The sequence below is a fragment of the Halorubrum halophilum genome (assembly GCF_000739595.1).
GTDB lineage: Archaea > Halobacteriota > Halobacteria > Halobacteriales > Haloferacaceae > Halorubrum > Halorubrum halophilum.
The window spans coordinates 17,630-35,851 of the sequence record NZ_BBJP01000035.1; the positions used below are offsets into that span (position 1 = coordinate 17,630).

Annotated in this window: 21 protein-coding genes; 9 read left to right on the forward strand and 12 right to left on the reverse strand. The window is 50.6% G+C overall.

Going from position 1 to position 18,222, the window contains the following annotated elements; genetic code table 11:
- Positions 1 to 257 precede the first annotated feature (257 nt).
- Positions 258 to 488, forward strand: coding sequence for a DUF1328 domain-containing protein (locus ACP96_RS11755; RefSeq protein ID WP_050026758.1), 231 nt, complete (start codon positions 258 to 260; stop codon positions 486 to 488).
- A 246-nt stretch (positions 489 to 734) separates the two neighbouring features.
- Here the strand turns inward: ACP96_RS11755 and ACP96_RS11760 are convergent, their stop codons facing one another.
- The 3 genes from ACP96_RS11760 to ACP96_RS11770 form a co-directional block, all read right to left on the reverse strand.
- Positions 735 to 1,187 carry a hypothetical protein gene (locus ACP96_RS11760; protein WP_050033439.1) on the reverse strand — a complete coding sequence of 151 codons (453 nt, stop codon included), beginning with the start codon at positions 1,185 to 1,187 and terminating at the stop codon, positions 735 to 737.
- Complete coding sequence (locus ACP96_RS11765; RefSeq protein WP_050033440.1) at positions 1,184 to 1,660, reverse strand: hypothetical protein; 477 nt, start codon at positions 1,658 to 1,660, stop codon at positions 1,184 to 1,186. Before ACP96_RS11765 ends, ACP96_RS11760 begins: the two co-directional genes overlap by 4 nt.
- 509 nt (positions 1,661 to 2,169) lie before the next feature.
- Positions 2,170 to 3,162: a restriction endonuclease gene (locus ACP96_RS11770; protein ID WP_202593948.1), complete on the reverse strand. Its 993-nt coding sequence runs from the start codon at positions 3,160 to 3,162 to the stop codon at positions 2,170 to 2,172.
- Between the two features lie 71 nt (positions 3,163 to 3,233).
- Between ACP96_RS11770 and ACP96_RS17770 the strand changes: the two genes are divergently transcribed.
- Together ACP96_RS17770 and ACP96_RS18695 are read left to right on the forward strand one after the other, a co-directional pair.
- A complete protein-coding gene (locus tag ACP96_RS17770; RefSeq protein WP_082222518.1) occupies positions 3,234 to 3,974 on the forward strand; it encodes a hypothetical protein in 741 nt (246 codons plus the stop codon).
- 79 nt (positions 3,975 to 4,053) lie between these two features.
- Positions 4,054 to 4,845 (forward strand): hypothetical protein, encoded by a 792-nt coding sequence (locus ACP96_RS18695; RefSeq protein ID WP_154020458.1) that lies wholly within the window; start codon positions 4,054 to 4,056, stop codon positions 4,843 to 4,845.
- Positions 4,846 to 4,851: 6 nt separating this feature from the next.
- Here ACP96_RS18695 and ACP96_RS11780 read toward each other — a convergent pair whose 3' ends face one another.
- From ACP96_RS11780 to ACP96_RS18705, 3 genes are all read right to left on the reverse strand, one after another.
- Positions 4,852 to 5,853, reverse strand: a complete 1,002-nt coding sequence (locus ACP96_RS11780; RefSeq protein ID WP_050033443.1) for a hypothetical protein — start codon at positions 5,851 to 5,853, stop codon at positions 4,852 to 4,854.
- Positions 5,854 to 5,928: 75 nt separating this feature from the next.
- Complete coding sequence (locus ACP96_RS18700) at positions 5,929 to 6,738, reverse strand: Nmad3 family putative nucleotide modification protein (protein WP_272913228.1); 810 nt, start codon at positions 6,736 to 6,738, stop codon at positions 5,929 to 5,931.
- A 17-nt stretch (positions 6,739 to 6,755) separates the two neighbouring features.
- Positions 6,756 to 7,430 carry a hypothetical protein gene (locus tag ACP96_RS18705; RefSeq protein WP_154020460.1) on the reverse strand — a complete coding sequence of 225 codons (675 nt, stop codon included), beginning with the start codon at positions 7,428 to 7,430 and terminating at the stop codon, positions 6,756 to 6,758.
- A gap of 321 nt (positions 7,431 to 7,751) precedes the next feature.
- Here ACP96_RS18705 and ACP96_RS11785 point away from each other — a divergent pair, with 321 nt between their 5' ends.
- Positions 7,752 to 8,285 (forward strand): hypothetical protein, encoded by a 534-nt coding sequence (locus tag ACP96_RS11785; protein WP_050033444.1) that lies wholly within the window; start codon positions 7,752 to 7,754, stop codon positions 8,283 to 8,285.
- Complete coding sequence (locus tag ACP96_RS11790; RefSeq protein WP_050033445.1) at positions 8,282 to 9,214, forward strand: tyrosine-type recombinase/integrase; 933 nt, start codon at positions 8,282 to 8,284, stop codon at positions 9,212 to 9,214. The genes ACP96_RS11785 and ACP96_RS11790 overlap by 4 nt, the downstream gene beginning before the upstream one ends.
- A 158-nt stretch (positions 9,215 to 9,372) precedes the next feature.
- Here ACP96_RS11790 and ACP96_RS11795 read toward each other — a convergent pair whose 3' ends face one another.
- Together ACP96_RS11795 and ACP96_RS17775 are read right to left on the reverse strand one after the other, a co-directional pair.
- Entirely contained in the window at positions 9,373 to 9,702 is a 330-nt protein-coding gene (locus ACP96_RS11795) for a hypothetical protein (RefSeq protein WP_050033446.1), read from the reverse strand.
- A 222-nt stretch (positions 9,703 to 9,924) separates the two neighbouring features.
- Positions 9,925 to 10,311: a zinc ribbon domain-containing protein gene (locus tag ACP96_RS17775; RefSeq protein ID WP_161785359.1), complete on the reverse strand. Its 387-nt coding sequence runs from the start codon at positions 10,309 to 10,311 to the stop codon at positions 9,925 to 9,927.
- Between the two features lie 467 nt (positions 10,312 to 10,778).
- Here ACP96_RS17775 and ACP96_RS18710 point away from each other — a divergent pair, with 467 nt between their 5' ends.
- Both ACP96_RS18710 and ACP96_RS17780 read left to right on the forward strand, forming a co-directional pair.
- Positions 10,779 to 11,423, forward strand: coding sequence for a hypothetical protein (locus ACP96_RS18710; RefSeq protein WP_154020461.1), 645 nt, complete (start codon positions 10,779 to 10,781; stop codon positions 11,421 to 11,423).
- Between the two features lie 292 nt (positions 11,424 to 11,715).
- On the forward strand, positions 11,716 to 12,963 hold the full coding sequence (locus ACP96_RS17780; RefSeq protein WP_082222520.1) for a bifunctional DNA primase/polymerase: 1,248 nt from the start codon (positions 11,716 to 11,718) through the stop codon (positions 12,961 to 12,963).
- A gap of 413 nt (positions 12,964 to 13,376) precedes the next feature.
- Here the strand turns inward: ACP96_RS17780 and ACP96_RS11810 are convergent, their stop codons facing one another.
- Positions 13,377 to 13,649, reverse strand: coding sequence for a helix-turn-helix domain-containing protein (locus ACP96_RS11810; protein ID WP_050033449.1), 273 nt, complete (start codon positions 13,647 to 13,649; stop codon positions 13,377 to 13,379).
- 130 nt (positions 13,650 to 13,779) lie between these two features.
- On the opposite strand from ACP96_RS11810, the gene ACP96_RS11815 reads away from it, so the two are divergent.
- Together ACP96_RS11815 and ACP96_RS11820 are read left to right on the forward strand one after the other, a co-directional pair.
- Positions 13,780 to 14,322 carry a hypothetical protein gene (locus ACP96_RS11815; protein WP_050033450.1) on the forward strand — a complete coding sequence of 181 codons (543 nt, stop codon included), beginning with the start codon at positions 13,780 to 13,782 and terminating at the stop codon, positions 14,320 to 14,322.
- Between the two features lie 43 nt (positions 14,323 to 14,365).
- Positions 14,366 to 14,815: a hypothetical protein gene (locus tag ACP96_RS11820; RefSeq protein ID WP_050033451.1), complete on the forward strand. Its 450-nt coding sequence runs from the start codon at positions 14,366 to 14,368 to the stop codon at positions 14,813 to 14,815.
- A 203-nt stretch (positions 14,816 to 15,018) separates the two neighbouring features.
- Here the strand turns inward: ACP96_RS11820 and ACP96_RS11825 are convergent, their stop codons facing one another.
- The 3 genes from ACP96_RS11825 to ACP96_RS17785 form a co-directional block, all read right to left on the reverse strand.
- The gene (locus tag ACP96_RS11825; protein WP_050033452.1) at positions 15,019 to 15,567 is read right to left on the reverse strand and encodes a TATA-box-binding protein; all 549 of its coding nucleotides are present in this window, start codon (positions 15,565 to 15,567) and stop codon (positions 15,019 to 15,021) included.
- An 18-nt stretch (positions 15,568 to 15,585) separates the two neighbouring features.
- On the reverse strand, positions 15,586 to 17,040 hold the full coding sequence (locus ACP96_RS11830) for a type I restriction-modification system subunit M (protein WP_050033453.1): 1,455 nt from the start codon (positions 17,038 to 17,040) through the stop codon (positions 15,586 to 15,588).
- The coding region (locus tag ACP96_RS17785; RefSeq protein WP_154020462.1) for a restriction endonuclease subunit S at positions 17,033 to 18,222 on the reverse strand (1,190 nt) is incomplete at its 5' end. The genes ACP96_RS17785 and ACP96_RS11830, both read right to left, overlap by 8 nt.

Below are 18,222 nucleotides of genomic sequence, written 5' to 3' on the forward strand. Positions count from 1 at the left end.
CCGATCACTCCACCACCGCGTGTATAAACTAAAATCCGCGATATCAATTACGGCTGATTCCTCCCTCGCGGTTCCGCCGTCGATTTCGGCCGCGGGGATCAAGTCGTCGCCTTCCGGTGCGGTCGCTCGCCGCTCGTCGCCGAAGACGCCAAATCCGGTTCCGTCCGCCTCATCCGAACGCGATCGGAGGAAAGTAAGCCGGCCTTACTCGCTTTGGAAGGCTCCATAACTAATCGACCGGCACTACCACGCCGAGTATGGACAGTACAACCATACCGTCGGTCGATCAGCAGCTGTCGTCGGCGATCGAACTCTCGATGCCGCTACAGTTCTCTGGCGATTTCCTCGAGCTGGCGGTGTTGTTCTTCATCATCGCGATCGTCGCAGCGGTCCTCGGCGCACGCGGCGTCGCCGGCCTCTCGATGACCATCGCGAAGTGGCTCGTCATCATCTTCCTCGTGCTGGCTGTGATCTCGCTGCTGCTGTGAACGGGCCGGCTTCCGCTCCCGGCGAGAGCCCGACGAACCGGGGCGGTCACCGATCGAGGTTCCGCCCCTCCACCACGGACAAGGGTCGGATCGTGCGACCCGCAGTGGGGGACACCGGAGAGGAGAAACGCGCTGTTAGCGAAAACGGCCTCGGCACTCACGACTCACAATCTATCCATAGTGAATGTGTTTAGCGGCTCTATCGGGACTTCTGAGTCCGTATTCCCTTGATAGTCGATTGTCTGCTCATTCCGTTTGCCATTCGCACGAATATCCTGGATTCTCGAAATCCTGCCCTGTATCAAACCTCACAAACAACCCATAGTCGTAATCCAAGTGTTGCTGGTATGCTCGAATCTTCTGCCGGTCACCACCGTCTGAATTCCCTGACTTCTTCGCTTCGACTACGAGAATATTATGCTCCATTGACCCTCGTCGATGAATGATAACGTCCGGAACTACCCGTCCCTGGCTTCCACTTGTTAGCAACTCTTCTGGAACCTCTTTGGTTTCATCTCCGCCGATACGGTTGTACTCAACATCTACGTCCCAAGCGTCCCTGACAGCTTCCTGTAGATACATCCCGAGCCGATGGGTGATGGACCTCTCGCTAACATCAAACCTTAGTAGGTCAGTGTCCTCGTCTTTGACTCTCTCAAGAGCAACTGACACCGCCTGTCGCATCTCTTCTTCATTCATACCTGAGACGTGAGTTCATTGACTTTGTCGAGGTCTGAGATTGCGACCTGTGTGAAATTGAACCCCTGCTGCCCACAGTAACCCATCTTCTCCGAGAACTCTCCTTGGTTGACGAGCCGCTTGATGTCTTGGTAGTTGATTTTGGGTTCTATCTCTATTGGTGTCCCAAATTTCAGTAGCGCACCCTCGGGGTCGATCTCTGTCTTTTCGATTGGGAGAATATGGCTGATACAGGTCGAATGCTCGTCAACTGAGGATGAACAGTATAGAAGCGCGGTGTCTCCTGTGGTCGCGCTTTCCCATGCGTCCCGTCGTTCGTATCCCTCGCGTTTCCAGTACGGATTAGCGTTGAAATATCGGTGATGCCGAAGCGGTTCATCAACGAATGTTGGTCCTTTGGCCCCTCGGATATACTCGGGCGCGGCATCCTCACTGATTTCTCGGCCATTCGTCTGAATGAGGAAGACGCTCATATCGTTAGGAAAGAGATGCATGGCTTATAAAATAGGGCCGCTAACATACGTTCAAGCGATAGCCCCCTTACGGAACCTGTCCCCATTGATATGAGTATGATTTAACAACCGCTGTTCTGTGTTCTCAATTAATACACAATGCTCCTTCGTTGTCGCAATCATGGCCCACCAAGAGGCAAATCTGACGACTACGTTGCCTTTCTAGAACCTGTTGGTCACTCAAATAACGCTGCCGTCTATTGTGACCAAGATGGCTGCTCGTCACCAGCAGTCATGTATCTAACCGAAAAGGAATATGAGGAAAATCAGCTCTCTGGTGAGCGTATATTCTCGCTGAGGCAGGGAGGTTGTTCAATCAAGGGGGAATCTGGAGGTGCGACACAACTCCCCGGCGTGAATATTTCCATCGACCAGACCACTCTACCTTAGTCTGAGTTCGGGAGTCAATTTTGGCATCGTAGGTACTTGGGGGAGACACCACAGCTTGGATTTTGTACGCATAGAAACTGTTACTCTTCGAGGGGCGGGTCTTGTGACGGAATATAGACGGATTTCAGCGGGACGGTCGCCTGATACTCCGGTTCGAGGTCGTCGTAGTGCTCAATCAGGAGGTCGATGAACTCGTCCCGGTCGATGAGCGTGACACGTTGTTCGTTATTCCGTGCAGCATCCTCTGCCCCAGTTGTATAGCCACCAGTCGAAACGAACAGGCCCCGTTCGCCGTTTCCGAGCGTTCCCGTGAATGCTCTCATATCCGGCGAGCCGACTTTCGACTGCTGGCGCTTGACCTGCGCCTTGATGTATGGTTCTTCGAATCCCAGCGAATCAGGGTGAGCGATTACGTCAATACCACGATCCTGACTGTCTCTTGTTTTCTTCGCGTGATATCCCATCGCTCGTAGGACTGCGGCGACCAACTCCTCGAAGACGAACGGATCCATGTTCGCCAGAATGTCGGAGATGAGTTCGTCTGCCTGATTCTCAACCTCGTCAACGAATGGTACGGTGTCCTCGTCGTCCTCGTTCTCTCTGGGTGTCTCCCCGCTTAGAACGCCCAGGATTTCATCAGCACAGTCATCAAGCGAGAACACCGTCAGAGTGCTTCCAAGCGTGTTTTTGGTTGGGGTCGAAAACTCGTCACGAGAGACGGTATCTTTCCACTCAACACGCCTGATGTGTGGATATCCCGAGGGGTGATCGTCTGGTTTCCACTCGTACCCGCTCGTTACTTCGCCGATCAGATACTCTCGTTCCGTCTTATCGTAACTCAAAACTAGATTTCCTTCTTCAATTTCTAGCGCAAATCGATTGACCTGCCCCGCGTTCTGGGCGATACGCCGGCTATTGTGCTCCGAATATTCGCTAGTCGAATTGAACCGAGCTTTCATCTCCTCATATGAGGATACATTAGAAACGTCGCCTAATTCTTCCCAGCCAACTGCGACTAGAGAACGAGTTTCGAATTCGTCTACTAACTCGTTGTTGTTCCCAGCGCGAACCATGAAACCTCGCTCAGCCATATTGGTATAAGGGTTCCAAACCTCAAAGTATCAAGGTTCGCACGTACTACTAGATGACTCGTCAGGATGATCTTGACCGCTTCTATGAGCTACTCGACGACGTTGAGAAACAGGTCGGCGGAACCCGGAAGCTCAAGAATTGTACTGGATACATGGATTGGCCCGACCGGGGAGTATACTTTTTCCTCGAACCAGGCGAGACACGCGATTCGGCCGACCAGTTACGCGTAACCCGCATCGGGACAGTCGCGGTATCTAAACCGACATCTGAAAAGAGCACAACCTCGCTCTGGGGTCGGTTGAAACAACACTATGGAACGGGCAGCGGGAGTCCTAACCATCCTCACGGGGGCGCTCACCGCGGCTCCGTGTATCGCAAGCACGCCGGCGAGGCGATCATCGAGAAACACGACCTCGATGACGATTATCCCGACTGGGACAAGCGCTGGTCGAGCATCGAGCGTGAGCGATCAGAAGTACGTGATGAAGAATACATCCTCGAACGGCGTGTGAGTACGTACGTCCGCGAACAGCCGTTTCTCTGGGTAAATCTCGACGACGAACCGAGCGTCGACAGCGACCGAGCATATCTCGAACGGAACGCTATTGCTCTCCTCAGCAATTTCGATAAGCAGCCGATTGATCCACGTAGAGATGGCTGGCTCGGCCGTTACAGTCAGAGTCGGGAAATTCGCGAATCTGGACTCTGGAACGTGAATCACGTAGACGAGCGGTACGATAGCGAATTTCTGGACATTTTTCAGAACGCGGTTAACGACACTACTTCGCCATAGCGTCGTTAGCAATCGAAATTTTCTAATCTGCTCTCTCTGCATGGTAAATAAATTATGTCAAGACATGAAAGACAAAAGCATGTACTGGAACGATGCTGAATTAGGCGAGGTTGTAAGATATCTGGCTGAAGGGAGTGCTGAGGAACTTGGTTCGCCAATTAAGTTCATCGCACAAGGGGATATTCAGAGTGGTAGTGTCCCTGAGGAAATAAGCGAGGAGTTCATTGAGAATGATTTTGATTACGCGCCAATCCGACCATATAAATCACAGCAGTACTATGACGTATCGGCTCAAGAAATTAAAGAGCTTGATCAAAAGCAATGTATTGGACATGATGAAATCATGCTCAAGTGTCTGAATGTCCTGACTGAATATCCGTTGGCTATTGTCACTCACCCAGATCAAGAGTGTTATGGAATTGTAACTCCCTCTAATTTCAATAAGAGAATTGCGAAAGAGTACCTATACACATTCTTTGCTGCCACTGCACAGAGTATATCTCACGTTATTGAATCCCGCTATAGTACAGAAGAAGTGCTTCCTACGTATCTGAGCAACCGGAATAGTGGGGAAGCAGCTAACCGTTGGGCGGAAGCGCGAGAGAATAACGTTGAACTTCATGTTGTAGAGTTCATGAATTTGACCGATTTGAAAGTCATTGTAACCGAAATTGAAGAGATACGTGAAGACATGGGATTTGATTCGAAAACACAGTGTCGTCAATCGTTTGATGCCGTCTCAAAATTCCGTGATAAGGTGATGCACGCCAATAGAACAATGGTAAGTGAGCCAGAAGATACCGAAGCGCTTGCTGAGGCGATCGATGAAGCCTCTTCGCTTACGAAACAAGCACAAGACCTCAACACTTAGACGGCATTAGCTCGGTTCTTCCAACTCCGTTGTATACTTGGGATTCTCTCGAAGTTTCGAGAACGAGACGTAGCGATGTCCTTGAACGAAAGCAACCGTTCGGTCGGAATCACTCGCGGTCTTGTCGTTCTTCACCGGATGGTCGAGTTCGATACCATCCCGTGGGAAGATGACCTTCTCTGTCTCGCCGTACCGTTCGGAACCTTCCTTACGGAACTGCGTTACCGCTTCCAACAGTTGATCGCGCTGTGACTGTGAGAGGTCAGGATGGTTTCGAACGGTTTCTTCTGTGAGTTCGATACTCTCGACGGCGTCCGTCACTGTTGGAACTGATGTTTTGATTTCGCCGTCAGTGTAGAACGCGAGGTGGTCTACGGGTTTGAATGAACGATTCGGTTGACAAAAGTACAGGCCATGAGCTTCATACTCGGGCCATGCCTTGCGGGCTGCGACGACCAACACCCGATCCTCCTTGCCGCTCACGAGGTCTTCGTCGTAGAGGAAGCGGCTGAGTTCACGTAGCAGGAACGCTTCACGTTCTGTGGGCACTGACATACTCGCTTCAGCGTTCCCTACGTCTCGATCGAGCACTGTCTCGATTGTATCAATGAGCGAGTCGAAGTTGGCCCATACAATACGTTCGTCTTCGATTTCAGCTATCTCGTCGGGAAGTCGAGCATCGGGTGTTAGGACGATGAGACGCTGTAATTCCGCTTCGTCTTTGTTGAGCGCATGAAGATGGTTTTCCAGTTGCGTTCTATCTACTGCGTCCCGACTCGTCTTCGTCTCGAACCAGAGCGCGGTTGAACTCTTAATCGCAGCATCGGGAACTGAGTCGACACCCGTCACTTGATTATCGAACGAAACGAGTGATAGATCCGATTCGTCAGTCAATGCCTCTAGAATATCTTCGGCCAGTTGGTTGTTGACGTGTTCAAGTACGGCAATGGCCGTTGACGTGACTCTATTTTCGTCCTGTGTGTACGTCGAAAAGAGCGGATTCGGCATACAGTTGCGTACAGACACCTATCTCAAAAACTCTCGCACGGGTCCCGATCAACACGAAAATCTCATTTATTACTTCTATTCTACAATTTCTCGGAACTTGCTCAGAGAGACATCCAGCGTGTGTGCTTGCTTAATACCTCCTAAGTACGCATTCCTCTTTGAATTCCCGCCGTGTCCAGGTGAGAATTCTTCTTGTAACTCATCAGTGAGATAATGATGCCCACCGCCACTGTGCTGGCTAATTCGAAATGCTTCGTCTAAGAGCCCACCCGGTTCTTTCCCGTCGACAACAACTAATCCGTCATTGTTCCCAATGGCACCAGACGCTTCGAATCGTTTGGCGTGAGCATTCTCGCTATGTTGTTCGATGAGGTTCTTTTGTTCGTCAGTAGGTAGATCACTAAATTTGACTTCTTCACCGCCCTGTTTCAGACTCTTGAAGTCAATGATAGTATCAACGGTAAAGTAGCCGATTATGTAGCGATGCGTGTACTTTGTGCTGTCTCCCCTTAGACCGGTATAGAACGCCACAACATCGCCCTCACTGAGGCTGCGAATGATCTTTGTGTATGGCCCCCTGCTAGTACTTTCACCATATGTAAGAGCCTCAAAATTGGGGTCGAAATGTAGCGGCCACTCCGCCAATTGATCACCTGTATATGTTTCTCCGTCGTCTTCTGTTGGTTTAATCTGGTTCAAATAATCGGCCATCGAAGCGTCTTGGTGACGGAGTTTTGAGTTTCCGAAGGTACGGCTCTCAGTGGTCCCTTCTGAACCCCTCGATTCAGGAATCGGTATGTACTCGAATCTGTTGTCGGAGTAAACTGGTGGCGTTGGTGAACTATTCGTTGAATCTGCTCCCACACCCAGTAATGCTATTGTCATTTTGTTTGCTGAATTAGTTAACACCCGCTCGATTCTTCATTAAGGGGACCATCTGTCTCGGGGGGCACAGCTCTATCCTCCCATAGGCGCGCTCGTCCGACTTTCTTCTCAAGTCTTTCAACTTCTTCAATACAGTCGTGATAGATGTTCTCGGCATCATTCAGGTAGGATAGAACCTTCTGTGTCTTCTCCTCATTCAATCTTTTCTGATTCAGTGTATCTGGTGAACCGACCAATGACAGCGGGCATGCGTCCTCGAAAGATACGAGTTTGATCAGGCCTTGGACAGCAGTTCGACCATTTATACCCAGTTTCCGACGCTTATCGATGTATCCGATATAGAACTGCTCCCCATTCTGTTGTAAGCTGCTGTTTCTCACTCGCGTGAATAAAAATAAATAGCGTTCATCGTCATCGTTTGCGAATGACGATATGTTCCAATTTATACATCCAGTACAGTAGTTTTCAGCTTTTCTTTCAATACACGGTTCTGGCTTATTCCCTTCCCCCTGCGTATTTGTTACATCTCGGACTGGTAGGTTGTTACCCTCATTATGATAGAAATACTGGGCCCTCCCACGAGCCCCCAGCTCATTTGGCTGAAACTCTCGAACTATCTCCACCTTTGGATCAATATCAGAATCTGTCAAAGGAATCGGATCTTTTTCTAAATAATCGGACTTTTCAGACATCTTACTTATTGATCCAACCTGAAATGTGTTGATGACACAGAGGTAGGCCCATACTCGCCAGACCCAACTTGATGAAGTCGTGTATTTGTTGTGCCGTCCTCAAACCAAGGCCAGAAGTGCCATTCTGTTCACTCGGACCTCCGAAGGGGCTACACATATTTTCTTGTCGTTGATTCATAATGTAACGAGCTATCTTCTAGCATATCAAACTACTTCTGAAAATTCGACTTCTGATAATAGAAGTCATTTGGTCGTCACATCCATCGTTACTATCCATAGGCCTAGGAGCGTCCAGTCGTAATTGTCTGTTGTGAGACACGAATGACTGGCGAAGAGCCACAGCAGACGGCATGGGAAACCGAGGTCGGCTTGTCCGAAGAGACGACCTACGTCGCCATCTATCCGAGTCGCAAGCACGCTGAGGAGTGGATGGAGGAGGCTGAAGAGCAAGGCTACGGGAGTCGATCGAAGTACCTATACGAACTGATACAAGAGGCTCGCGCTGCTCGTCAAGAGGGGTTTCTCGCCTACAGTCAGAACGAGTCGAAGGTCGAAGAACTACAATTACAAGTCGAGCAGTTACAGGACGAGCTCGAAAACGCGCAGAACTCGGACCCCGGGGAGATCGAAATCGCTCACGAAGAGTTCGTGACGACGTTCCTCACTGAGAACTACCAACCCCTGAATAAGGTACTCCACCAAGTCACGGATAGCGGTGTTCTCACGGGCATCGTGAAAGATGCGGTTGAGGATCAGTTGTTCGACCTCGCGGAGGAGAACAAGGTCGAGTACAAGCAGGGCTACGGCTGGCGACTCGCCCACAACACTGCTGACGAGGAGGCGGTCGAGGCATGACGGGCGAGACTCGCGAGAAGATTTACGAGAACGAGCACGACGCGGTCAACGACTTCATCGAGCGTAAGGAGGCAATGGGTCGCAGTCGTCGCACTCTAAACGCCTATTCGCGGACGCTGAAGTCGTTCTTCCACGAGGAGTTTCCCGACCTCGCACCGCAAGACGTTGAGGTGCGCCATATCGAGGACTACGTCGGCGCACTCGCTGCCCGCGATCTCTCCCAAAACACGAAGCGTAGATACCTCGAATCGCTGTCCTCGTTCTTCGGGTGGGCGATGAAGCGCCCTCGGTTCGAGAATATCACCGGCAACCCCGCAGCAGTCGTCCTCGAAGAGATCCCACAAAAGTACCGCGAGCGTCCCGACTGTGCGACGTGGGAGAGCGCAAAGAAAATCATCCACAACATCGCTGAACCACGGAACAAGGCGATCGCCGTCATTCTCGCAAAAACTGGATGCCGGATTCGGGAGGCGCTCGAAATCGAACGCGATGACCTGATGCTCGACGAGGGATTCATTCGACTTCGTGAGCGGAAAGGTGGCAGTCAGACTGTCGTTCCTGTTGATAACGAGGTCAAGCACGCCATCAAGCGGTATCAACTCATCCGACCGGACGCCGACTCTAACTATCTGTTTCTCAGCGTCCGTGGAAACCGAGTGAACACGACGCAGGTCCAGCGGGCTGTCCGAGACGCTGCGGTCAAAGCAGGCGTAATGGATGAAGGAGAGACGCGCTTTCACCGTAAGTTCACTCCTCACACGTTTCGGACGGTGTTCACGACGTTAATGCGGAATGAGGGAATGAAGGACCACATTTTACAGCACATCCGCGGTGACGCTAATAATCGAACGATGGATGTCTACACAAGGGTTGATCGAAACGACGCCCGACAAGAATATCTCGAGTGTATCAAGTCGCTTGATCTGTAGACCTCCTCTCGTAGAGCATTTTGCGGAGACGACAGAGACGCGGTCGTGAAGACAGTCGATGGGCAAGGTGCCTGTGTTCTATCGGATAGACTCTAAACCGCGGAGACGACTGAGTGTCTTCGTCTAAGAAGTAGGGGTTGTCTGTCTCAAGAACTTACTCAGAGCGCGCCGCTCCACGTCAGGTATGCGAGGGCAGCGACAGGAATTGATGAATACGCCCAAGCCGCCGTGTAGTACCAGTTTGGAAGAGATTCATCGAATTCGTATGTAAAGAGTGCTAGTCCAGCGAAGAGAATCCCGATATTCGCATACCAGGTGAGCCACTCGCTGACATACGGATATTCGTACAAGTGGATGTTGATCGCTGCGACGTTCGCCCAGATAGCCGGTCTACTGATATACTGCTTCTCAACGAGTAATCCGAGCAGTATCAGCGCAATCACATTCAAATTCTCAATGACAACTGGAGGGAGCAGTTCAATCCACATACCTCGTGATTTCTGACTATCAATATAATACTTGTCTGACCGTGGTGAAACTAATTGAATCCAGGTACGCGGTGTTTCAGTCCGGCTCCTCGGTGTCCTTGCTTTTGTCTCTGCGTAAAGAGACCGCACGCTGTCCCTGTTTGTGATACCGGTGCCTACGATGTAACAGATATCTCCGATATTGCGAGAGCGACGAGGCTGCTGTCGTCTCTGCGATCAGGATTATTCGACCTTGTGGAACCCAAGAACGTTGTCAACGATATGTAGGAGTCCCCATAACGGTAAACCGACGACAAGTATCCCGAACCAGAAGACGAACATGGCGATGGGTAGTGGGTGAGGGAGCACGGTGATAGGCAGACCAACCGCGTTGAGACCGATGGCGACGAGCATCGAAACGAACCCGATCATGTTCAGTGTCCCAAGCGCCTGTCGTGGTGACTGAAACGGTCCTCGGGGATTTGACCAGTCCCACGAATCGCCGTCTGTCGAGATCTCTTTGTCGGTTGTGTCTGGTTCATGGACATCTCCAACTGTAGAGCCACACTCGGGACAGTACGAAGCGTCGTCAGCAAGCTCTGAACCACACCGTTGGCAGTAGTCAGGCATGCCATGGCGCTCGGAAAAGATGCTACTAACTTTTTTGATAGCGTTTCTATTCCGGAAATTGTGAAAATACAGAGATAGATATTCTCCTTCTTTCTGTCGAAGCGGTCTTAGCAGAATCGAATTTTTGTCGTCGCTCTGCTTACCGGAGATCTTAGCAGAATAGTCCGTCTGACGATCGAGCATATCGGGTCCTATACTCTATCAGCACAGGTGAGCCATTGCTTAGACGTTAATTATCCACGTTAGAATAGGTTTGAGCTATTTAATAATGGGTGTGGAGACGGGTGTTTGGAAGAACTGAGTAAAGTTGTCGGCCTGACCACTCGTATATAAATTCTTCGCCCTAAACGTGGGGCTATTTTAGCACGTGAGATTCACAATAGGTACTCTCTGACCCTCATGCGTGGAGTCTCGATGTGTTTGTTGCGAGATGGTCGCTAGGCTGGAAGACTCCACAGGAGAAAGAGATGAATGAAATCCACTCCGACGACGGAAGTACAGTAGAGAAATTCGGCCGCGATCCGTGGCTCCAAACAGATTGGCAGGGCTTGTTTGAGCGAGTTGCCGGGTCAACTGAACCCCCTCTACAGCGAGATACGTTAGCCCTGGCTGTCAGTAACAAATACGGCTTTAGTCAGGAATTCGGTGAGACATTTGTCGACAAAGCCGCAGAATGCGGCCAACTGTTTCGTGTTCAGATCAATCTCGACAACCTGACTTGGGATTACTACATATCTGAACCAGATGTGACCGGAGATCACTGTAATTGGGTCAGTATTCTTAGTAGTGATATCTTGGCCGACACAGATGAACTGGTTCCAGAAATTCTCTCGCGAAATGAAGTTGTGGAGAAGTTGTGTGCCAGAGACAATCAGATCACTCTCAATCAGGCACAACACGTTGCTGATCATATCGAGTGCTTCTATCCATTCTACGCAGACGGTGGGGATGTTAAAATGCACCCCCAAGTGTCTAAACAATTAGTAACAAATCGGTCGTACGCTCAGATCAGCGAAGCGGTCTCATTTACCACCCCTACGGGCGTGAATGAGGCGCTTGCGGATGTTCTGGAGTCGGTCTTAGCGTACGAGGAAGCGACACGAGAACTGTAAATACCATTCTCTCGGCCTGTTTTTTGCTATCTAGAATCTATACAATATATGTCTCGAACGACGATCGCACTGGAAGACTCAACGAAGGCCCAATTGTGCGCACTCAAGCGTGGCGGAGAGAGTTACGATGACCTACTGCTGTATATTCTCGATAGTATCAACCGAGACTCATCTGGCGAGGTGACGCTCGATTAAGACTTGACCCCGCTTCGATGCTCGCTGTGAGCCAGCAAATCGAGCACGAGGCGAGGTAACATGGACAGTAGATCTGCGGGCAGCGGGTTTCCGAGCCATGTACACCAAGACAATGACCCGGACAAATCACAATACGGACTCCGACCCTAGGAAGGTATCGAGCCAAGACCATACAGCGCACGGCTCTGGTACTGGAACGACAGTACAGACTGAACCACAGACAGCTCTTCGGAATCAGTTGGCAACCGCTGGACTGGACGTAGAGCGATTCGTACCGTTACGCGACGGCACGAAAGAGAGTCGTGTCAACCATACAGACCCCGCACACCAATACTCGGTCGCAGAACTCGACAGCAACTACGGGGTGATGGCTGGCGACGGGCTGGTCATCATTGATATCGACGATTACGATGACGATCAGCTTGCCCCCGACTGGGTTACATCCTTACCACCGACGTTCACCGTCGAAACCCCGCACGGAGGCGAGCATAGGTACTACGCAGTTAGTGACCTGATGAGTAACACTCGATCTGAGTGGGGCGAAGTCCGCGCTGACAATCAATACGTTGTCGGCCCTGGTTCAGAACTCGACTCGTGTTCGAAGAACTGGCACAACTGTTCTGACGACGACGCTGGGCGCTATATCGTGCTTGAAGACCGTCCCCTCGCACAAATCTCCACATCGTCACTACCGGAGCAGACCACGCAGGAATCGAAATCATCAACAATGGTTCCGACTGGCTCACCAGAGGTAGCATCTGTTGATGATGTAGACGCGCCGTTTGGAAAACTCGACACACGGCTACAAGCGTTTCTCACGAAGGATCAGCGGAAAGCACTCTGGGAAGGACGATACTCTGACGCAGGTCATAACGACCGATCTCAAGCTGAGGCCGAACTCGCATATCATCTTGGTTGGTTTTTTGAGCGCAACGCTCAGGTTGTCGGTCAGCTGATGACCCTCGCTTGTGGGCGATATCCGAAGACGGACTGGAATGAACTCCGGAAATGGCTCGTCCGTGACGATGACAGCTACCGTAAGGGCACAACCCAGCTACCTGACTACAATGACACATACACCCCTCCATGGTCAGGACGTGGGCCGCGACCTGAAGTCAGTCAAGTAACTTCGGGCAAGGTTCTCGACGCTACGTTTGAACTGTATCCCGCAACAGTCAACGAGATCACCGAGAACGAGACTGTAGACGTATCCCGAGAGCAGACACGAAAGGCGCTAGAAGAATTACGCGACTACGATATACTCACACGGGAGAAGGATACCATGCGACCGGGGAATCCATACGTCTACTATCCAGTGTTCGAAGAGAATCTCAATGATATCTAACTTAACCGTATACTGTGGATAATGTCTTGGAAAGTGTGTTGATTGAGTAACAGTTACGATGGCTGTCGTCTGATGTTTGTTATTGACCCTTCTGTGGACTCGCCTCTACCGGCTGGAAGGTTCTCATCCTCAATATAAAATAGTTCAGGCGGATTATGATCGCTGATTCGTCTTGACCACTCCGGTCGGTCAAGATTAATGACGTACGCTCCTATACCTCGTGAATTACCAGTTCCCCTCACATATACTCGATAATGCTTGCTTTCGTCTCGAACGTGTAGCTCGGCGGGTTCTACCTCCCTCACATGAAACTCGCGGTTCTGAATATCTCTGTTCGTATTTACGTAGATAGTATCTCCCGGTTTGAGATCCTGTACCTGTTGCTCGATTTTGGAGCGGTCAGTCATAGTATCTCACTCTAAGTGATCCTCAGTATGTTCCAGTTCCTCCGCCGTGAGGTCTCCTGCGAGGAACCGTTCCCCGAGGTCAGTAACGCGGTAGTTTGATGCGTCGACGCGTTGTAACAGTCCTGCGTCAGTCAGCTTTCGGCAACGACGAGAGAGGTATTCCTGTGTGTAGTCGATATTCGCGGCAATGACGCTTGGAGAAGCGACGATCTCCTTGTCATGTAGAAACTCAAGCACCCGTTCATCAGCCTGTGTCATCCAGTCAACCCGTGGTCGCATCTAACAGTGAGATACTGGTTTTAACTGTTTCAGAAGGTGTCAAAACGTGTCTAACGACAGTAAAAGACAGTTCTACAAACACAGAATTTTGTGGTTAATGCTAAGTTGATAGAGATGTATCGTCGATCAAATGGAATTAGGCCGGCGTGTACTCAAACAGCAGGAAGCCGCCTACGAGAAAGACGAGGATCAGTATGCCGAAGAGATGGAGCGACTCGAAACGCTACCGAAGGCGTTCGAGGAAGGTACGTGGACGTGGGAAGATCTAGAGTGGATTGTGCGCTGGAAAATGACCGGCTCACCATTTGTCGGAAAGGTTCTCGATGACTTCAATTCAAACGACGAGACGTTTGTCACCTCTCAAATTGAGAAGTCGGTCGCTGCCTCTTCACCAGGTGAGAAACTCTCACATCTGATCGAGATATCCGGTGTCGCTGAACGGATGGGTTCTGCGTTTCTCTTGTTTATGAACCCCGATCGCTTCACCGTGCTCGACTGGAAGGCATGGAGTGTCCTACACGAGAGCGGATACTTGCCCGACGAGATGCCTGATGACCCCTCTGTTGACGATTACTTACTGTATCTTGGATCGTGTTGGGCGATAGCGAACGAGTACGATGTTAGTCTCCGAACGCTCGATATGGCACTGTGGGCGCTCGGAGGCGATGAGTGAACTGCCACCCGCAACTAAATCCGTTCAGGAACGATACACTACCATGGACGACTCAAACCAACCAGAACGCCCGCCTCCTGATGCTGACGCTGCCGAGATAGCCCAATGGATGGACGAGGACTTTGGACGGGCGATCGCCGAGGCGGCAGAAGAGCACGCGAGCAACAAAGCACACGAGGTCGTAGAGGTCGAGATAATCAATCATGAGCGGGGTGAGGTCGTCGGGAGGATAGATACGGACGGGAACCTAAACACAGAGAGTGAGACGCTCAGGCGTGTCTCACAGGAGTATCTAGAGGAGGGCGTTCCTGTGATCGTCCCCACGACCTACGAAAATGTAGACGGTGAAACGGTTCACGCAGATGGTGAGGTGATCGTCGAGCCGGGAACTACGGGATTCGTGCGAGCCTTTGTCGACGAACTCCCGAGTCCGTTCGACTGTGATCCTGATGTGCTGATCGTCCTGCCAACTCACAGCTTAGAGCAGGATTGAAAATACGCCAAACGTCTCATACCGCTATTCCGGGATTTTGGCTTAGAGCATACCGGAGATTCGCGTTTACAGAGCGAAACCGGTTCTCCGACTAGGTCATTTTTGTCAAGAGATGCGTTTCTCTGCGGGTCGAGGTACAGTCCGATGTATCCCTTAGCCCTCGCCAAAGAACCGCGTCTCGTCGATGTCTCTTGGTCTGTCCCTTAGTCGACGGCAAGGAGGTCCGTCACTTCGTCTTGTAACGCGGCGAACGTCTCCTCCGCCGTATCGAGGTCTGGGCTGCCCGTAATTACGACACGACCAGATGCGAAGAGTAGAACGACACTATCAGCATCGGACGGCCGGTAAATCAAGCCGGGGAACTGTTCAGGTTCGTATTCCGTGGATTCGAAACCAAGGCCAATTACAAGCGCGTTGAGATTCAGCGATTCCCCCAGCTCTGCTGTACAGACTAGATTCTGAATTCGGAACCACTCATCATCAGGCTCCGCAATCATCTCGTTGTCAGCAAGGAGGTTGAGAAAACGTTCTCGTATCTCATGCGCCCCCTCCTCTGAATCTGCCCCAGTTACGATGTATTTTCCAGTTCGGTAGACAGTGATGAGCGGGGCGTCCTCCCCAAATCGCAGATACATACCGGGATACTTGTCGGGGTCGTACTCAGCGATGGAACCGATGTCGGCAGCGACTCTCTCTAAATCGAACTCTGTTTTCAGTGACCCTGACCCGACGACGTTGACGATTTCTACCACGATGTTTTACTCTATCAATTACTGCTGGAAGTCGTCTCGTATCTGTGAGAACTGGTCAATTGCAGCTTCCAAGTTCTCCGTAATATCGGCTGCCAATACCTCTGGTTCCGGCAAGTCCTCGACATCTTCCAGACTATCGTCTTTCAGCCAGAAAATGTCCAGGTTGGCTTTGTCGCGTTCGATCAATTCCTCGTAAGAGTACGACTTGAACCGCTCAGTCTCCTCGCGCTCATGGCGGTTTTCGGGGTTGTAGCAGTCGATGAAGCCCGTCAGGTCATCGAACGTGAGTGGATCGCGTTTCCGCGTGAAGTGCTTGTTCGTCCGCAGGTCGTAGATCCAGAGGTCCTCCGTCCATGGGTCCGCCTGCGCAGGTTTCGCATCGAAAAAGAGTACGTTGGCTTTCACACCTTGGGCGTAGAAGATACCCGTCGGGAGTCGCAACATCGTGTGAACATCGAATTGGTTCAGGAGTTTGCGGCGAACAGTCTCTCCGGCTCCACCCTCGAACAGCACGTTGTCCGGGACAACGACAGCAGCGGTGCCGCCGATGTTGAGGAGCGTTTTCACGTGCTGGAGGAAGTTCAGCTGCTTGTTCGAGGTGGTCGCCCAGAAGTCGTCCCGCTCGTAGGTAAGCGACTCCTTGACTGCCTCACCCTCGGAGCTCATCACCGTCACACTACTCTTCTTACCGAATGGCGGGTTAGTCAGGATCAGGTCAAAGCGGTCTCCCGGATCTGAGCGCAGGCTGTCGTCGACGACGATGGGGCTCTTCTCGCCGTTGATCCCGTGGAGGTAAAGATTCATTACGCAGAGTCGCGCCGTGTTGTCGACGATTTCCCAGCCTTTGAAAGCGTCATGCTGGAGGAATTCTTTTTGTTGCTTATCGAGTTGATAGTTCTCGGTAATGTAATCGTGTGCAGAAAGGAAGAACCCGCCTGTCCCGCTGGCAGGGTCAGAGATGGTCTGGTCCGGCTCAGGCTGGACCGCCTCAACAATACCTTGGATGAGTGGCCGCGGCGTAAAGTATTGACCAGCGCCGCTTTTCACGTCTTCGGCGTTCTTCTGGAGCAGGCCCTCGTAAATCTCGCCCTTCACGTCGACGTCCATCCCGGACCAGTTCTCGTCGTCGATCATGAGGACGAGACGACGCAACTTAGCTGGGTCCTGAATTCGGTTCTGGGCCTTACTGAAGATGACACTCAGTAGGCCGCCCTGATTCCCGAGTTCCTGAAGTGCTGTACGGTAGTGGCTCTCCAACTCTTCGCCGTCCTTGGCGACGAGACTCTCCCAGTTGTACTCCTCGGGGACCTGTGACTCTTCCTGGAAGCCGATCTCAGTCATCTCTTCGTCCATCTTCAGGAAGAGGAGATAGGTGAGTTGCTCCACGTAGTCGCCGTAACTCACGCCATCATCACGAAGTACGTCACAGTAGTTCCACAGTTTATCTACTAACTGATTTGCATTATTAGACATCTTCTGTAATGTCTGATAGGGTTAGTTGCCCTTGTAATCCTGGTTTTTCACTCTCTGATTCGCTCAGTTCAATTTCCTCATCAGATGTATGTCTCACAGATTTTTGTGAAATTAATTCTCCCTTGATTGCCTTATTGATTATAGACATTCTGAGTCTATCGGCGCGTTCTAAATTGTCATCAGTGTTCGCTCGTAAATTATCTACTACTGACAATTTTCTATCGATCCTCTCAACGATTAGTCGCTGTTCCTCAATTGGTGGGAGTGGTATCGTGGACTCATTGATCTTTGAGAGAGTTAGTCTCCGAATGGCTACTCCACCCTTCTGTTTAACCATTTGATTTCGAACTACAGGGCTGTTCAGACAATATTTTAGATAGTGAGGGTCTACCTGTTCTCCAGGTTTAAGTAGAGCGACACTAGAGAGAAGAGAAAATTCATTCTCAATATGATTATAAACGGCGATACCAGTATTCACCCCGTCTTTAATATACAGGACATCTCCCTCTTCTGGGTCACATCTTGAGTAAATCTCCTTATGATCCTCTTCTGAAACATATGTTACATCTGTGGTATCTAGCTCTCCACCGCTAAGATTCTTTGATGTGATATACATATAGTCGCCAGAATCATAATTATCTGGGGAATTGTGTGTTCCATCTGTTATTTTATTACATATATTGCTTAATTTTGCCTCGACCCAGGTGTCCGGAATATTGTAGTGAGTGTTGGATGCTTGTAGTGTACTAGATGCCGGTTCTAGGTTACTACTCTCTCTCCATTCTTTCGTTGTCTCTCCTGATACCGCACTGTGTAAAACTGATCGTCGATACTGTTCTAAACGAAATTGTGCGTTTTGCAGTTCATTGAATCCGAAATCCAACTTAGAGAGTAACTCATCTATTCTTGAAATAATTTTGGTCTGTTCTTCTAATGGTGGTAATGGGATTTCAAAATCGAGAACCTTCTTTTGACTAAGATTATATTGTCCAGCTGATGTCGAGGACTTCTGTAATACCTTTTCACGTATTTGTGGACTATTCCACACTAAGTTCACCCACTGTGGAAGGTCGCCTATGTTAGGAATACGGAAGCGGATGAGATATGAAGCAAAGTAGTGGGGCTCGTCGAATTCAGTTTCTACAACAGCGGAACGCCCAATGTAGTTGGATAGCGGCTTGC

Coding starts and splice junctions, on each gene's coding strand:
- ACP96_RS11820 (WP_050033451.1), top strand. CDS start 14,366: ATGGACGACTCAAACCAACCAGAACGCCCGCCTCCTGATGCTGACGCT.
- ACP96_RS18695 (WP_154020458.1), top strand. CDS start 4,054: ATGTACTGGAACGATGCTGAATTAGGCGAGGTTGTAAGATATCTGGCT.
- ACP96_RS11830 (WP_050033453.1), bottom strand. CDS start 17,040: ATGTCTAATAATGCAAATCAGTTAGTAGATAAACTGTGGAACTACTGT.
- ACP96_RS18700 (WP_272913228.1), bottom strand. CDS start 6,738: ATGACAATAGCATTACTGGGTGTGGGAGCAGATTCAACGAATAGTTCA.
- ACP96_RS18705 (WP_154020460.1), bottom strand. CDS start 7,430: ATGTCTGAAAAGTCCGATTATTTAGAAAAAGATCCGATTCCTTTGACA.
- ACP96_RS11765 (WP_050033440.1), bottom strand. CDS start 1,660: ATGAGCGTCTTCCTCATTCAGACGAATGGCCGAGAAATCAGTGAGGAT.
- ACP96_RS11795 (WP_050033446.1), bottom strand. CDS start 9,702: ATGTGGATTGAACTGCTCCCTCCAGTTGTCATTGAGAATTTGAATGTG.
- ACP96_RS18710 (WP_154020461.1), top strand. CDS start 10,779: ATGAATGAAATCCACTCCGACGACGGAAGTACAGTAGAGAAATTCGGC.
- ACP96_RS11785 (WP_050033444.1), top strand. CDS start 7,752: ATGACTGGCGAAGAGCCACAGCAGACGGCATGGGAAACCGAGGTCGGC.
- ACP96_RS11815 (WP_050033450.1), top strand. CDS start 13,780: ATGGAATTAGGCCGGCGTGTACTCAAACAGCAGGAAGCCGCCTACGAG.
- ACP96_RS11790 (WP_050033445.1), top strand. CDS start 8,282: ATGACGGGCGAGACTCGCGAGAAGATTTACGAGAACGAGCACGACGCG.
- ACP96_RS17770 (WP_082222518.1), top strand. CDS start 3,234: ATGACTCGTCAGGATGATCTTGACCGCTTCTATGAGCTACTCGACGAC.
- ACP96_RS11760 (WP_050033439.1), bottom strand. CDS start 1,187: ATGAATGAAGAAGAGATGCGACAGGCGGTGTCAGTTGCTCTTGAGAGA.
- ACP96_RS11780 (WP_050033443.1), bottom strand. CDS start 5,853: ATGCCGAATCCGCTCTTTTCGACGTACACACAGGACGAAAATAGAGTC.
- ACP96_RS11770 (WP_202593948.1), bottom strand. CDS start 3,162: ATGGTTCGCGCTGGGAACAACAACGAGTTAGTAGACGAATTCGAAACT.
- ACP96_RS17775 (WP_161785359.1), bottom strand. CDS start 10,311: ATGCCTGACTACTGCCAACGGTGTGGTTCAGAGCTTGCTGACGACGCT.
- ACP96_RS17780 (WP_082222520.1), top strand. CDS start 11,716: ATGTACACCAAGACAATGACCCGGACAAATCACAATACGGACTCCGAC.
- ACP96_RS11810 (WP_050033449.1), bottom strand. CDS start 13,649: ATGCGACCACGGGTTGACTGGATGACACAGGCTGATGAACGGGTGCTT.
- ACP96_RS11755 (WP_050026758.1), top strand. CDS start 258: ATGGACAGTACAACCATACCGTCGGTCGATCAGCAGCTGTCGTCGGCG.